This is a genomic window from Mucilaginibacter puniceus, from assembly GCF_054783175.1.
The window spans coordinates 281,015-294,936 of the sequence record NZ_BAAGRB010000001.1; the positions used below are offsets into that span (position 1 = coordinate 281,015).

Annotated in this window: 19 protein-coding genes; 16 read left to right on the forward strand and 3 right to left on the reverse strand. The window is 41.6% G+C overall.

The window, feature by feature from the left end; genetic code table 11:
- Positions 1–6: 6 nt before the first annotated feature.
- Entirely contained in the window at positions 7–192 is a 186-nt protein-coding gene (locus ACYVJ6_RS01290; RefSeq protein WP_166584077.1) for a hypothetical protein, read from the reverse strand.
- A 65-nt stretch (positions 193–257) separates the two neighbouring features.
- Positions 258–617: a DUF6660 family protein gene (locus ACYVJ6_RS01295; RefSeq protein WP_460693289.1), complete on the reverse strand. Its 360-nt coding sequence runs from the start codon at positions 615–617 to the stop codon at positions 258–260.
- A gap of 74 nt (positions 618–691) precedes the next feature.
- Here ACYVJ6_RS01295 and ACYVJ6_RS01300 point away from each other — a divergent pair, with 74 nt between their 5' ends.
- On the forward strand, positions 692–910 hold the full coding sequence (locus ACYVJ6_RS01300) for a hypothetical protein (protein ID WP_166584076.1): 219 nt from the start codon (positions 692–694) through the stop codon (positions 908–910).
- A gap of 28 nt (positions 911–938) precedes the next feature.
- Here ACYVJ6_RS01300 and ACYVJ6_RS01305 read toward each other — a convergent pair whose 3' ends face one another.
- Positions 939–3,140: a helix-turn-helix domain-containing protein gene (locus tag ACYVJ6_RS01305; RefSeq protein WP_460692229.1), complete on the reverse strand. Its 2,202-nt coding sequence runs from the start codon at positions 3,138–3,140 to the stop codon at positions 939–941.
- A 156-nt stretch (positions 3,141–3,296) separates the two neighbouring features.
- Here ACYVJ6_RS01305 and ACYVJ6_RS01310 point away from each other — a divergent pair, with 156 nt between their 5' ends.
- The 15 genes from ACYVJ6_RS01310 to ACYVJ6_RS01380 all read left to right on the forward strand — a co-directional run bounded on the left by ACYVJ6_RS01310 (position 3,297) and on the right by ACYVJ6_RS01380 (position 13,839).
- Positions 3,297–3,869, forward strand: a complete 573-nt coding sequence (locus ACYVJ6_RS01310; protein ID WP_460692230.1) for an RNA polymerase sigma factor — start codon at positions 3,297–3,299, stop codon at positions 3,867–3,869.
- Between the two features lie 4 nt (positions 3,870–3,873).
- Complete coding sequence (locus tag ACYVJ6_RS01315) at positions 3,874–4,467, forward strand: hypothetical protein (RefSeq protein WP_166584073.1); 594 nt, start codon at positions 3,874–3,876, stop codon at positions 4,465–4,467.
- A gap of 102 nt (positions 4,468–4,569) precedes the next feature.
- Positions 4,570–5,466 carry a hypothetical protein gene (locus tag ACYVJ6_RS01320; protein WP_460692231.1) on the forward strand — a complete coding sequence of 299 codons (897 nt, stop codon included), beginning with the start codon at positions 4,570–4,572 and terminating at the stop codon, positions 5,464–5,466.
- The gene (locus ACYVJ6_RS01325; RefSeq protein ID WP_460692232.1) at positions 5,420–7,807 is read left to right on the forward strand and encodes an argonaute/piwi family protein; all 2,388 of its coding nucleotides are present in this window, start codon (positions 5,420–5,422) and stop codon (positions 7,805–7,807) included. The genes ACYVJ6_RS01320 and ACYVJ6_RS01325 overlap by 47 nt, the downstream gene beginning before the upstream one ends.
- A gap of 153 nt (positions 7,808–7,960) precedes the next feature.
- Entirely contained in the window at positions 7,961–8,263 is a 303-nt protein-coding gene (locus tag ACYVJ6_RS01330; RefSeq protein ID WP_460692233.1) for a hypothetical protein, read from the forward strand.
- Positions 8,260–9,390, forward strand: coding sequence for a hypothetical protein (locus tag ACYVJ6_RS01335; protein ID WP_166584069.1), 1,131 nt, complete (start codon positions 8,260–8,262; stop codon positions 9,388–9,390). The genes ACYVJ6_RS01330 and ACYVJ6_RS01335 overlap by 4 nt, the downstream gene beginning before the upstream one ends.
- Before the next feature lie 51 nt (positions 9,391–9,441).
- Positions 9,442–9,705, forward strand: a complete 264-nt coding sequence (locus tag ACYVJ6_RS01340; RefSeq protein ID WP_166584068.1) for a hypothetical protein — start codon at positions 9,442–9,444, stop codon at positions 9,703–9,705.
- Entirely contained in the window at positions 9,705–9,992 is a 288-nt protein-coding gene (locus tag ACYVJ6_RS01345) for a hypothetical protein (protein WP_166584067.1), read from the forward strand. The genes ACYVJ6_RS01340 and ACYVJ6_RS01345 overlap by 1 nt, the downstream gene beginning before the upstream one ends.
- 730 nt (positions 9,993–10,722) lie before the next feature.
- Positions 10,723–11,040: a single-stranded DNA-binding protein gene (locus tag ACYVJ6_RS01350; RefSeq protein WP_166584066.1), complete on the forward strand. Its 318-nt coding sequence runs from the start codon at positions 10,723–10,725 to the stop codon at positions 11,038–11,040.
- Between the two features lie 41 nt (positions 11,041–11,081).
- Positions 11,082–12,149 (forward strand): DUF932 domain-containing protein, encoded by a 1,068-nt coding sequence (locus tag ACYVJ6_RS01355; protein WP_460692234.1) that lies wholly within the window; start codon positions 11,082–11,084, stop codon positions 12,147–12,149.
- Between the two features lie 54 nt (positions 12,150–12,203).
- On the forward strand, positions 12,204–12,578 hold the full coding sequence (locus ACYVJ6_RS01360) for a hypothetical protein (protein ID WP_166583866.1): 375 nt from the start codon (positions 12,204–12,206) through the stop codon (positions 12,576–12,578).
- 1 nt (position 12,579) lies between these two features.
- Positions 12,580–12,828, forward strand: coding sequence for a hypothetical protein (locus ACYVJ6_RS01365; RefSeq protein WP_166583867.1), 249 nt, complete (start codon positions 12,580–12,582; stop codon positions 12,826–12,828).
- Between the two features lie 4 nt (positions 12,829–12,832).
- Positions 12,833–13,435, forward strand: coding sequence for a PRTRC system protein E (locus ACYVJ6_RS01370; RefSeq protein WP_460692235.1), 603 nt, complete (start codon positions 12,833–12,835; stop codon positions 13,433–13,435).
- Positions 13,436–13,444: 9 nt separating this feature from the next.
- On the forward strand, positions 13,445–13,660 hold the full coding sequence (locus ACYVJ6_RS01375) for a PRTRC system protein C (protein WP_460692236.1): 216 nt from the start codon (positions 13,445–13,447) through the stop codon (positions 13,658–13,660).
- Between the two features lie 2 nt (positions 13,661–13,662).
- Complete coding sequence (locus ACYVJ6_RS01380; RefSeq protein ID WP_460692237.1) at positions 13,663–13,839, forward strand: hypothetical protein; 177 nt, start codon at positions 13,663–13,665, stop codon at positions 13,837–13,839.
- Positions 13,840–13,922: the final 83 nt, after the last annotated feature.

A 13,922-nucleotide genomic window follows, 5' to 3' on the forward strand; every position in this document is an offset into this window, starting at 1 on the left:
GTGAATTTAGTGCTTGGTTACCACGTGGTAATACTTCATAGCCATACCGATCATTGCCAATATCAGGGCGGTCACGACGATGATCATACCGATGATACGGGTAATGCGCATCCATGCAGGTTTAGGTTTAACCTTACGGTTATAGTAAACAACACGATGCTTGTTCGGGAGGGCTCTTTTTTTTCGAGCCATACCTGATGAAATAAAAATTAATTAAAATGCTTTAACATGCTGAAAAGCATGCTTACGAAAGGGTATTAAGCAATTAATTTCGGCGGTTGCCAGATAACTAAATTCCTGTTCTTGATTTTGGAAGTTTGTAATTCCGGGTAGGAATTGTCCACTTCTAATGGTATTGAAAATAATAGGGGTCTGATCGCGGTAAGCGAGGGAGTGTTGCAACAAGAGCAATGGCAAAATGGGGAGCAGGCGTCCTGTACAGGATTTGATCCATGGTGTGCCGCTTCTACAGCATATTTGGTATACGACTTAGCCACGGCATTACTGTCCTTGCAGGGCATCAGGCCCAGCGAAAGAACGATTATACACATGATTAAACTAAACAACCTCATCGCGTCAAAACTACGTAACAATTTTAAGAATTGCAACATTCCCATTTGAGCAATTTTCGCGCCAATTAATTGAATCACAGTAAATAGCTATTATCTTTAAATAGACGTATCTTAGAACTATGGATGAACTCAAGGTTTACCTGGCGATATGCCTTTTTGCGCTATTGGTCAGTGGTGCAATTCGGATCATCTATAAATTATGCGGTAAAGGTGATTTGTCGCATGAAAAAGAACATGACCTGGGCAACTACATTAAAATTTCCATCCTGATCATATTGGGCTTAGTCATGTTATATTTATCCTATTCAGGCTGGACAGCCGATGGTTTAAATGGTTAAATAGGTTATCGTATATTGTCAGACAGGACTAAGAATTGCGTATTACATGATTTATGGCAGCTCGCAATTCAAAAAAGCTATAGGCATTTCCAACTGTGACCCTCAATTCGTTGATATCAACATTGCCATTTGCAATCAGCGGCAGGAGAAAAGATATTTTTTCTTCGGGTAATACTTCCTGCAATTTTATCGCTCCGGCTTTGATCAATTCGGTAATGTGGCTTTCGATCACGTGTATGGCTAATTGCCGCTTGGCTGCTATTTCCGGTATCGTCAACTGGTTCCGAAAGTACTCCAGCGATTTTAACTGAGTCGCTTGTTTGGAATTTAGCTTATGCTTAACTGGAGCTTTGATTGCTTGCGGCGGACCGGGCGCTGGTCTTTTAGCGTTTTCATAGTTCAACAAAAGATTTTCAACGTCAATTCCGTTCAATAGTCCTTTGGCAAGTTCTTCCGCTGCGGATAAATCTACTTTTTTACGATAAATCAGATCGTCCATTTTAGTCAATGATTGAAGAAACTCTTTTTGATCTTTATCCGACGCGGCACTTGAAAGAACTGCACTTACCAGTGGGCTTAATTTGTTGTCAAGCACCCCGGTAAAATAATCGCGTGCCGCTTTAACTCGCTGAAATAAAAATGAATAGTCAACTATTGCAACAGCGGTCAGGTCGCTAAGTTGGCGTATAAGCTTTAAAGAAATTTCCTGTTGTTGTGCAACTAGCTGATCAATTTCTTCCGTTTTTACCAGTTTTTCAAATTTATTAGCAATGCGCCAGCTATCGACTTGCCGAATAATGAGTCGAATGTGATCGCTAATAAAATTCCAGTTAAAACAATTCATCAACAGTTCAAAAATATAACGGCTGGTCTCTTGCTGAAGTAACGATTCTGGAAAGGAGCTCTTTTCGCATTCCTTGATATAATTGACGACCGTTTCGTTTTGCTTTAGAATATCCTTTGATAAAGGAGAAGCTAAATATAATCCTTCAAAATTTGTCAGCCGGCTCAGTGCAACATAGACCTGTCCTTCTGAAAATGAATCTGCAGCATCGATAACTGCCTGGTCAAAAGATAAGCCCTGGCTTTTATGAATGGTTACCGCCCAGGCCAGGCGTATTGGGAATTGTTTTAATTCACCGACCATGGTGGTCGTCGCCTTTTCATTTTCAAAACCATAAGCGATGTTCTTCCAGGTTTCTTTCTGGATCATTACCGGCTCAATGCTATCGGAGAAAATTAAAGAAATTCCCTCTTCAGAGATCTTGTGAACCTGACCTATCTTGCCGTTATAATATCGTTTCTTTTCGCTCGGGTCATTTTTGGTTACCATGACCTGTGCGCCGGGCTTTATATGCAGAACCGCCTCTCCCGGAAAGTTTTTATGGTCAAACTTACCGGTCACCTGCGCCGGAAAGCTATAGGCCTCTCCCCCCAATTCCAACAGCTTCCGGGCGTTGATTTCGTCAACCTTGCTGATGTGTGATGTCAGTGTTATGAATTGCTTTTTTGAATTTTCGGAAGAAAGGAAAATTTTCCTGTTTAGCTCATCGAGATCCTTTTGTTCAATTTCATTGTGCCTTATTTTATTGAGCAGTTCGATAAAATGCAGGTCGCTTTGCCTGTATACTTTATGCAGTTCTATATAGACCACATCGGACTGCCTTACCGCATTTGAATCGAAGAAATAAGGGGACGGATAAAAGGCCGAAAATGCAGCCTCCTCTTTACTGCCCAATACCGGGGAAAGTTGAAACAGGTCACCAATGAACAATACCTGTAAGCCTCCGAAGGGAGTTGTTAGCTCACTTCGTAATTGTCTTAACAAAAGATCGATCATATCAAGTAGGTCTGCCCGCAACATCGACACTTCATCAATGACCAGCAACTCGAGATTTTTCAGTAACTCCAATTTTGCGGTTGAGTACGATGCACCTTTCAAAACATGCTGCTGGGTAATGATATTCACCAGCGGCTGTTTAGTCGCTGACTCTGGCAGGAAAAGGGCGTTTGGAAGGTTAAAAAGAGAATGTAAGGTAACGCCACCTGCATTCAGCGCAGCAATACCTGTCGGTGCCGCGATAACGAAACTTTTTTGGGTGCTTGTTTTTAATTGTCGTAAAAAGGTAGTCTTGCCGGTTCCTGCTTTCCCCGTCAAAAAAATATTCCGGTTCGTCTGGTTTATATATTTTTCTACGAGCTTTAATTCTTTATTTTCGGTTTCCTCCATAACAGTTCTAAATATAAGGCTTATTCTTATCTACATTCCAAACGGCCGACAATCTGATTAACTAAGCGAAGATCGTATCTTTATTTTATCAGTTACACGTTCGGTAACCTGATTGCATATATATAAGTAAGAGCTATGATAGATTACAAAGACATAATGCAGCTGATCATTAATCAAGACCCCAAAGGCCTTGAAGAATTGTATGACACCTACGGTAAAAAGTTTTATACCTATTGTGCTCGCAACTGGCATTTATCAGAAGATGATTCCTGGGAGGTTATCTACAAAACGCTGGAAACATTGATCCTCAAGCTGTCTCATTATGAGTTTGAATCAAAACAGCATTTTGATAACTTTCTGTACAAAGTGCTGACTAATTTTTTGCGGCAATACTTTAGGAAGAACCGCAGTCAAAGCGAGCATGAAATAGAGTATGTCGATCTGACCAACAGTGAAGAAAACACCAAGGAGATCATTCAACATATTAATCAGGTTTCTTTCGCGGACTATTACCGGTCCGAATATATCGACAGCCCGGAATTGCTCCACTTAAATGAAGCATTGGACCAGCTGGATCCGGTAGATAAGGATATTTTGCTTTTACGGGCCCAAAATTACACTTATGAAGAAATATCAGATTTCCTCGGAATTGAAAACAAACAGTTAAAAGTGACCCATCACCGGGCTAAGAAAAAATTGATCGATAAACTAATTGCAAAACAACTATAAAGCCATGAACAACCGCATTGATATTACGGATGAAGCCTTACGGATATATTATCTGGAAAGCGCAAAAGAGGCTAGTGATCCTATTGCTGAACGGGAAATCAGCCATATCCTTTTACTACAACCTAGTGAAACGCTTAGCCTTGACCATGAAAAAAGTCTTATGGAGAGATTACGCGGTGTGTTGGTCAACATGTCTTTAGGGCAATTGATACAGGACAAAATGCAACAGGCTGCGATATCGGAAGAATCACTCGCGGAAACCTCGAATTTGCCGGTGGACATGGTAAAAGAAATTACAGAAGATAAAATTTATGCAAATAATATTCCGGTCGTGATACTGAAGGACCTATTGAAAGTGCTAAAAATCTCCTTTGAGAAGGCTGAACGTGCGATTCATAAAACCTATGATATCCTGCAACAGCAGAATTTAGAAAAAAGCAACTTTTCTGCGTTCAATCCTTCGTTTCGCAAGAGCGTTTATATTTCAAAGGATATGATTTCTGATATTGCCCCTAAAACGGATGGCAAAGAATTATTTGAAAATAAACTTGCCATGGAAAAATATCTTAACCGCCTACGTCAACTTTTAAGTGAGTAAGAAATGAGTGTGAAATGGGCTTATACCACTGTAAATACCTGGAGGGAATGTAACCGGAAATATTACTTCGCTTCCATTTTAGCTAATCATAACCGAAAACATTTGATCAGACGAAAGGCTTATGAACTTGGCACTATGCAGAACCTGACGATGTGGAAAGGCAGCGTGGTCGATAAGTTTTTAGAATTGATCATTATACCAAAGATAGCGGAAAAGCAGGAGCTCAATTTTCAAAACCTGTCAGAACAAGCGGTCGAATTTGCACAAAAGCAATTCCGCTTTTCTGAGAATAAACTTTATCAGAACCCTGAAATAAAAAAGGGTAATATGGAAAGTGAATATTGTATCCTTGACATTCATGAGACCGGCCAGCCATTCACCGAGCAGGAGGTTGCAGAATGTTATGATGATATCCGAAAAGCGGTCATAAATATTCCGGAGATCATCTTGATGGACGGGCGCTATCTGATCGATATTTTAAAAGAGGCCAACTGGATCAAACCGAATGTAGAAGACAGGTTGGTCTATGTTGGCAATGCCATCGTTAAACCACAAATGGATTTATTGGCTTCCTATGACTGGAAGCCAATGATCATCGACTGGAAATTGTCTGATAGCATGGTTTCGGACTACGCGAGACAGTTACAGATCAGTGGTTTAACGATCTATAAAAAACGACTTGATACGCCAGGTAAACCCGCATATTTATTTGAAGACATTAAACTCTTTGAAGTCAACCTTTTAAAGGGGTCGTCGAAACAACATGATTTTACCGAAGAGATATACAATACGATCATAGATTATATTACACTCACGAGCAGAGACATCGCGCTGATGACCGGTGACGATATCGAATTAGAGGATTTTGAACTGACAAATAACCAGGTTTCCTGCAAGAACTGCAATTTCAGATTGTTGTGCGGGTATTTAATTAAAAATAATAATACATACGATGAAGGATCATATCTTAAATCTGTACCGAGTAGACAACTTGTCTGATCTGGACTTTTCTTACAAATTAATAGAGTTTGACCTGTCATTTATTGCAGGAAAAGACGAATTGGTTAATAAGCAATTACAAAAGATAGCCGAAGAGGTATCTTCTGTAACCAAAGGACCTACGGCTATATTGAAAAGGAATCAAAAGTTTTTTGTCGCAGTCCCCGCTGATAAGCAAATGGAAGACCGGAATGTAGATGGCGTTCCTTTTAGTATTCCAATAAAATTGCTTCCAGAAATTTATCAGATCGACTCCACAAATATTCAGGGTCATCAGCTGGACGTTGTTTATAAATTTCTTGATTATGAGATCAGGCGGCAGCTAGGGCAGCATCGTGATCTTTGGAAATTAAATACCCATCAGTTTTTTTTAAAGGAACCTATTAAAGGTATTCAGGGAGCTATAAATGTTTTTGAGGGCTTCACTTATAAATTAGCACGATTGGCTGACGGGCACTTTTATGTGGCTTTGGACCTTTCTACTAAATACATTGACAAGCATTGTCTTTCGCATTATATCAATGAGGGGAACGTAAGGACTTTTGAAAATAATTACAAAGGTAAGCGATTCTTATATCTGAACGGCGACAATTGGTATACGATCGAACTGCTTGGCTTTGGCAAAACCATTAAAGAACAGGATTTTATACGCGATGGGTCAACTTTCAACGTATTAAATTATATCACCGAGAAAATAGAAAATAGCAGAGCCGACTTAAAAAGGTATGTGAAACCTGATGATCTTTCGATGTCATATACCTATCCAGGAAGAACAATGGACCCTCACAGTGGAGCAACATCACTGGCAAGGATGCTTTACAGCACCAAAGATGAAAGAGTTAAGTCTTTGCATTATTTATCGATCAAAGACCCTTCGAGAAGATTCGAGGCGATTAACAATTACATCAGCTCTTATTTCAAAAATTTAAAGTTCAATTCCGGAAAATTAGTGATCAGCAATGAACCACTGGTTGAGAAGATCAAAAACTTTTGGATACCTGAATTATTATTTCATAATAATCAAAGGTTGAAGATCACCGGGTTCAATTCTGGTATGCGGGATTTTGCTTATCAAAGGAAGCAACTGATCAAAAACAACGGAGTTATCAACCGTACATCTTTTGACGCCCAGTACCTTTTGGTCCCGGATGAAAAATATATTGATATCAATTTGGTCGAAGCTTTTAAAAATAACGCAGAGTTTTTAATCAAAAAACTAGCTCCCGCATTTGATAAATTTACGATAATCCGATACCCGGTTAAAAGTTGCACTTCTGCAACGGTTCAGATTCAGGAAATAGAGAAAGCGCTCCAGCGTCATCAGGCAACTCAAGGTTTCGCACTGGTCATATTACCGGACATGGATGCTTTTTCCCAATCGTTTTTAAAGACGTTTCATGAACTGCTGAAAAGTAAATTCTATCCCAATTTAAAGGTACAATGTGCTTCTGCCCATAATATCAGTTCTTTTTTTAAACCATTCTCCTCCTCGGGTAAAAACAGTTTGGTAGAGTATAGAGTGGTGGAAGCGCTGAAAGGGCGTTTCAGTTCTTATTTATTTTATCTGGTCCTGGAACACCTGATCGTAAACAGAAAGTGGCCTTATGCGCTTGCAAAAAACTTATTTTACGATATCTACATCGGTATAGATGTACATGACCGTCATGCAGGTTTTACATTTTTCTTTAAAAATGGGGAGCAAATCATCTTTCATCCTGAAGAAGTTCCACAGAAGACCAATTCTCAGCGTGTGGAAAAAGTACGTGCGAAAACCCTGAATAAGGTGATTTATGAAAAGCTAAAATTATACATCCCGCTTTTCGCACCCAACCCCAATGGAATTGTTATCATACGCGATGGTAGAAGTTTCGGCGTAGAATTCAAAGCGCTGCAATCAGCGGTTAATACGCTGGTCTCTGAAGGGATACTTCAAAAAGATACTGTAAAATATGGTGTGGTCGACCTGCATAAGCAAAGCTCGGTACCGATCAGGATCGCCGCAAAAACGAATAGCTATGACCGGCTTGAAAACCCGGTTGCCGGCTCCTATAAACTAATGTCACCAACTGAAGGATTTATTTTTAGTACCGGCTACCCTTTTCAGATCAAAGGCACTTCAAGACCTTTGAATTTATCCATGAAAGAAGGTGACCTTGATTTTATGAAGGTAATGGAAGATATTTTTTGTCAGATCATGTTAGCGTTCTCAGCACCGGATAAGAGTAATTTTCTGCCGGTCATTATTAAGCTGATTGATACCTTGCTCGAACCGCTTACCGCAACCAGAGAGGTCAATGAAGAAGACGAGGAAGACGAAGAAGAATTAATGGACATCAATTAAAATTCAACTATCATGAGTGATGTAAGTATTTTGTCGAACCAGTACAACCAACTGGTCGCAACTTCGGACAAGGTGAATAATTCGGTCATAACTTTTAAAAAAGAACACCTGCTCGCGGATGAAAGTAACCGTAGGAAATATCCCAAATTGGCCGTGTCAGCTGAAGAACACGCAGAAGCTAAGAAAACGCTGACCGCATTTTTAGATAATATCAAAAAGATAATGGACGAGAACGAATTAAAGTCTGACTTTATTCCTTCATTGATCATTCTTGACTATAAAGACCGGTTATCAAAATATCATGACCTCAACAGCGCTTTGCCAAACCTGATAAATCAGGTATCCAATGATAAGCCCATACAAAGCAAAGATCTGATTATCCTTGATGATTTATTGACTGTTCTTGACAGCGAGCGGAGTTCATTGTTCAGAAAACTAAGAAAAGGTCGCGGATGATTTCTTTTTTAAAAGGATTGTTTTTTGACCAGGCATCTAAAATTTCAAAAATGATGGAAGAATTGGATGCGTCAACGATTTCACCCGAAATCGATGAACCTTTTTTGCAAAAAACAAAGGATCTTTTACATGAGCTTTTTCAGGAGATTCAGCACCTGATCAGCTCAGGCGATCTTGATATCGAATCTTTAGCCTCCAATAACATCATACGTTATAACACCATTCACGAGAAGATCCTAAATATTGAATTATTCAGATTTTTGGTAATCATCAATTATGATGAAGCCGAAGTATATTTCAAGAAAAAGATCACCAAGATCTATGATGAGATCAATTGCTTTTTTCAGAACCCGCCGATCATAACGACCATCAGCAATTCTGATGATTACTTCTGGGCCTTTCCTGGCTATGATATTATTGCGGTGCCTAATGGGGAACAACGTAACCTGCTAAATCTACCTGACCTTTACCACGAAATGGGTCACCTGTTTTTTAGCCAGTACGAAAAATTCCTGATCGGAAAGATCAACAGGTCGATTGAGGCTTTTTATAACAGAGAAATTATCCGGGTTGATAGTGAACAGCGCGCACAAACCTTAAAAACGTTTTACCGCGAAAAGCTTGTCAGGTGGGCCAGTGTCTGGGTAATGGAGTTTTCGTGCGATTTGATAGCTACCTATCTTGTCGGTCCTGCATACGCCTGGACAAATCTTAAGATATGTACGCTGAGCAGCGGACATTCCAGTATATATAACGATTCAGCCAAACACCCTTCCGATGAAGCCAGGATGCGGGCGATCTGCTACCTACTTAACAAAATGGGACATACGGCCGAAGTCATAGAGATCAATGCTTCATGGGATAGATTTTTGAAAGCAACTAACAATCCTATCCCTGCCAATTACGCAGATATATTTCCACAAGATCTACTGAATGAACTCGCTGAAAACGTATTCGAAGGATGCAAAAAAATCGATCTGAGAACCTATGCGGACCAGATAGCGAAATATGACCAGCCCATATCCAGGGTTTTGAATGATGCCTGGACAAAACTTTTCACCTCGCCCGATGATTTTGCGACGTGGGAGCGGTCAAAGATCGAAGAAATCAATACTTTACTGCGATGAATGAAATCAATTTTTTTTATAGTACTTTAGAGAGACCAATCCTATAAGATCATGAGCACCGAGCCTAAAAATGAAAAACGAATACTTGATGCAATAGAAAGTTTACCAGCCGCCCAATGGTATAAAATAGAGGATATTGCCCAAAGATCAAAGTTAAGCAATCCGGAGATTTATGAAGTCATCAACAGCTCGGATGACTTTGTATCGTCGACAGATGATCATATGCAGCCCGTAGTAACGACCAGGGACCGTTTCCGCAAGACCGAGCCGTTTTTCAGAAAAATAGTTGGCGCATTTAAAAACCGGATAGATTAATGGAAGCTATCATTCTTGCAGCATTAGGCAGCACATGTATCCAGCTTTTGAACTTATTAGAATTAAGTAAAGTACCAAAAAGCAGGCGACCCGATTTTAAAGATATCGCTTATTGGTTACCTTATATCATCAATCCTTTATTTGGGGCACTCATCGGCTACGCGTATTTTGACGGACAGGTACATGTTAACAAATTGCTGGCCATTCACATCGGAGCCTCAGCACCGTTAATCATTAGAAGTATGTCCAGTGTTATTCCTTCTGTCATTAAATCTGATACCAAATAACCGGGATCATAAAAATCACCTCAATACCAACGGCAAAGTCTAAATTTCGACGTAATACTTATTTGTCTTAGAAGTTAAGCCTACATTATTTCCTGTTTTCGGTCCCCTTTGGGCCCTGCTCTACGCTATATCTTTTTCAAAGGATGCCGCTGCGATCACTGACCGGAGGCTTCGCCATTTTCGCTTCGCTGCAAACTGCGCGCCCGATCCGTAAAAAAGCAAGGTTAAGTCTTCACTCTATGAAGGACTCCGCCGATCAGGCTACATTAGGCTTTCCCTTGCATTTTCGATTTATAAAAAAAACCGTCCCCGCTTTTCGCAATTGACATGACTTGATTTCAACAGGAACGGGCAAAAGCAGTCTATGATCCTACGGACGCCTCGGCCGGCAACAGTAGCCGGCTGGGCGGACGCCTTTTCCCCGCATCAAATACGGGCCACCCCGCAGCGCACTAAAGATTCTTCGAGGGATAGCAATCGCGGACACTACAAGGAGCGTTCATTTAGCCTTTGCTTGAGGCAAATTTATACCTCTTCGGCAAGCAAGGCCAGGCTTCGTGACCGAAAAAATCTCCACACCTCCGCTGCGCTCCGGGTAGTATTTTTTCTATGTCAGCCTTGCATGCCAGCCCCCCGCGCAAATTTTCTGCCTCTATCAAAGGCCAAATGAATTTTAAAAACTAATGGTCATTGAGCGAAACAGAATAATTAACCATAAAAAAAAGTAGTCATGGAAATCACAGGAAGATTGGTAGCAGACGCTACCGTAAGAGCAGTAAACGAGGACAAAAAAGTAACAGGTTTTAGGGTTGCGGTTAACCGTACCTACCAGTCACAGGGCGAACGTAAGGAAGAAACCGCCTTTATTGAGTGTACCTACTGGCGCACCGATGCCATAGCGCCCTACCTGACCAAAGGCATGTTGGTGCAATTAAGCGGATTTATGACCGCTCAACCTTGGGTAAGCCGTGACGGCGAGCCTATGGCAAGCCTGCAATTCCGCACCGAGCAGATACAAATGCTGACCAAATCAGCCAAAGCCAATTAAACCGTAGCACAGGAATTTATAAACTTTTAAATATTAAGAAAATGGCAAATAATCTTTTTTATAACGAGCAGACAGGAAAACACAGTTTTTTTAGCGTAAAGGAAAAAGCATGGCATGGATTAGGGCAGGTCGTGGAAGATTACCCGACCAGTGCCGAGGCCATCCGCTATGCGGGTTTAGATTATACGGTAGAAAAAAGGCCGTTGTTCACTAATTCATTACCGAATGAATTAAATGAAATGGGGGAAAGTATCGACTTTCCTAAAATTAATGTACCTAACTATTTTGCCACCGTTCGCACCGACAACAGTTCTGTTTTGGGTGTGGTGGGTAAAGATTACGAAGTGGTACAAAATGCCGATGCCTTTCAATTCTTTGATGCTATAGTAGGGGGTGAAACGGGTATCAAATACGAGACCGCAGGCGCATTGGGTAAAGGAGAGCGGATATTTATCACCGCCAAATTACCCGATTTTATTAAGGTTGGCAAACAGGATTTAATAGAACAATACCTGTTTTTAACTACCTCCCACGATGGGTTTGGCAGTATAACCGCAGCATTTACACCAATTCGTATCGTTTGCAACAATACGCTGAATGCCGCCCTGCGCAACCACACCACCGCTATTAAGATTAGGCATACCGCCTCGGCTAATGACCGCCTGAAACAGGCGCATACCTTAATGGGCATTTCCCATAAAATGGGCGAGGAATTACAGGAACTGTTTAATTACTGGACAAATGTTCGCATTACGGATAAGCAGGTGAAAAAACTGATACAGGTTGCTATGGCTCCAAATAAGGAAGTGATACAAAACTTGGAATTGGGTTTACTGGATAAGCTGTCCACCACCTACACGAACATTGTAGATAATGCCTTTGCTTATGCAATGGGTAACGAAACCCAGCAAATGGAAACCACCGCAGGCACTTTGTTCGGTGCTTACAATGCCATCACAGGCTATTATCAGAACGTCAGAAACTTTAAAGACGGGGATGCCAAGTTTAAATCCATCATGGATGGCACAGCCAAGCAAAGGGCGCAGGTCGCCTTTGACCTATGCGGGAACTTCGCCAAAAATGGGACGGATGCCCTGAACTTGAATTGATACTAACGCAGGGGAGCAATCCCCTGCATTTATTCACCTTAAAGATTAATCAACATGCAACCCTTAAATATGATGAACAACGTGGCAAAAGCAAGGCTTTTACACAGTTTGCTAAGAGAGGAAATCCCTGAATTTTTAGGTTACCTGAACGAACTCACCGAAACCGTTTTAAATGATAAAGAGCGTATCAGTGAGGCATGGGACAACGGGATGATGGCCGCCGAAATGTGGTTTGAACTGGCAGAGCGCATACAGGCTATTATGGCTAAGTACCCAAAAGATTTATACCGTTCCCCAAATGTGTTCGCTGACCAGTTGTTCGACGGTTATCTGGCCATTTTTACCCGACACGCCCTGACCACCTACGTGCAACAGGCTAAACAGACCGACCCCAAATTCAAACCCGCAGTAGAACTTTTATTCACTTGATATGAAAACCCAACATTATACCGTGCCATGCGCTCTGCTGTTAATCGCCCTTTGCCTGTTCATCCGCTATTCCATTGGCAGGCGCAGGTTCAACCGCAGGGGCGTAGCAGGCTTACAACAATTCAGCAGTTACCATCATTTTATAACGGTGACCACCATTGAAAAAATCATCCTGATTGCCGGAAATCTCTGCGGATTGGCAGGGCTTTTCTTACTGGCGGTCGCAGGCATTAACCATCTAAAATTTTAACACTATGAAAACGCAATTCTTTCAGCAGATAGCAGGCTTAGGCTTTACAGGCAATTTCCTGCTCAATATCAATCAGGACGAAACAGGGATATTGACCGTTTCCGCAGTCCTTAAAAAAGGCAGTATCACGGCAACCGCAGGGAACAGCCTGCCCCCGATGCTGTTCAAAGGCACAGCCGAAGAACTGGACGAGGGCTTTTTTGAGCAGTTCGCACAGCCCGTTAAACAAACGGCAGGCATCATCAACAATTTAGAGGATTACCAAAAGCAACTGGAAAAGGCCAAAAAGAACGTGAAAAACGGCAATGATAAAACGGCCAAAAATTCAGCATCTGAAACAGACGATGAAACAGATGAAGAACCGCAAAACCTGTTCACCCCGCAGGTGGATGATGCGCAGGCCAAAGCCGAAAAGAAACGCCTGTACGATGATGCGATGGATAAAGTAAAGGAACTGGCGCAAAACACCAAGTATGCCGAAGCGTTGGCGCAATTGCCCGACCCTGCAGATTATCCTGACAAGGCCGAAGCCATCGAGGCGAAGCGCCAAACCTTGCAGGCAGGCAAGGAAGCCTATGATAAATTAACCGCCAGTTTTAACGATTAAGAGAACGCCATGAAAACGATGATTTTACCGAGGATTTTCCTGCACAAGGAGAACGGGCAGGAAATCCGGCTAACAGACCCGAACGATACATTCACCATAACCGATGTGCAGAATTTCTTTGCAGGTACATACCCCGTCTTGACCAATGCCAAAGTGATTGGCCCTGAAATCAGGAACGATGAAGCGGTGTACCGCTTTGAAAGCACGATAGGAACAAAAGGTTAGCCATGAAAAAGCGAGTAATTAACAGGATAATTAAAATCAACACTAAAGGCGACCAATGGAAACTACAGCAATTGTTCAGGGAACTGACAGGTCGGTTAGACCGTCTGCCCGATGCGGACGAGGTCAGGCGCAACCCGTTAAGGAGCGCACCCGCAGACATCACGGAAATGGTTTTTTGAACCATAGCTTTTTGCCCTTTTGGCCGTTCAGCGGGAACAGGGACAGGATAGCAAGGGAGTATTTTCACTCCCTTGCCAATCTC

Bases quoted from the DNA above. Each gene is read 5' to 3' on its own strand.
- ACYVJ6_RS01290 (WP_166584077.1), bottom strand. From the start codon at position 192: ATGGCTCGAAAAAAAAGAGCCCTCCCGAACAAGCATCGTGTTGTTTAC.
- ACYVJ6_RS01295 (WP_460693289.1), bottom strand. From the start codon at position 617: ATGGGAATGTTGCAATTCTTAAAATTGTTACGTAGTTTTGACGCGATG.
- ACYVJ6_RS01300 (WP_166584076.1), top strand. From the start codon at position 692: ATGGATGAACTCAAGGTTTACCTGGCGATATGCCTTTTTGCGCTATTG.
- ACYVJ6_RS01305 (WP_460692229.1), bottom strand. From the start codon at position 3,140: ATGGAGGAAACCGAAAATAAAGAATTAAAGCTCGTAGAAAAATATATA.
- ACYVJ6_RS01310 (WP_460692230.1), top strand. From the start codon at position 3,297: ATGCAGCTGATCATTAATCAAGACCCCAAAGGCCTTGAAGAATTGTAT.
- ACYVJ6_RS01315 (WP_166584073.1), top strand. From the start codon at position 3,874: ATGAACAACCGCATTGATATTACGGATGAAGCCTTACGGATATATTAT.
- ACYVJ6_RS01325 (WP_460692232.1), top strand. From the start codon at position 5,420: ATGAAGGATCATATCTTAAATCTGTACCGAGTAGACAACTTGTCTGAT.
- ACYVJ6_RS01335 (WP_166584069.1), top strand. From the start codon at position 8,260: ATGATTTCTTTTTTAAAAGGATTGTTTTTTGACCAGGCATCTAAAATT.
- ACYVJ6_RS01340 (WP_166584068.1), top strand. From the start codon at position 9,442: ATGAGCACCGAGCCTAAAAATGAAAAACGAATACTTGATGCAATAGAA.
- ACYVJ6_RS01345 (WP_166584067.1), top strand. From the start codon at position 9,705: ATGGAAGCTATCATTCTTGCAGCATTAGGCAGCACATGTATCCAGCTT.
- ACYVJ6_RS01350 (WP_166584066.1), top strand. From the start codon at position 10,723: ATGGAAATCACAGGAAGATTGGTAGCAGACGCTACCGTAAGAGCAGTA.
- ACYVJ6_RS01355 (WP_460692234.1), top strand. From the start codon at position 11,082: ATGGCAAATAATCTTTTTTATAACGAGCAGACAGGAAAACACAGTTTT.
- ACYVJ6_RS01360 (WP_166583866.1), top strand. From the start codon at position 12,204: ATGCAACCCTTAAATATGATGAACAACGTGGCAAAAGCAAGGCTTTTA.
- ACYVJ6_RS01365 (WP_166583867.1), top strand. From the start codon at position 12,580: ATGAAAACCCAACATTATACCGTGCCATGCGCTCTGCTGTTAATCGCC.
- ACYVJ6_RS01370 (WP_460692235.1), top strand. From the start codon at position 12,833: ATGAAAACGCAATTCTTTCAGCAGATAGCAGGCTTAGGCTTTACAGGC.
- ACYVJ6_RS01375 (WP_460692236.1), top strand. From the start codon at position 13,445: ATGAAAACGATGATTTTACCGAGGATTTTCCTGCACAAGGAGAACGGG.
- ACYVJ6_RS01380 (WP_460692237.1), top strand. From the start codon at position 13,663: ATGAAAAAGCGAGTAATTAACAGGATAATTAAAATCAACACTAAAGGC.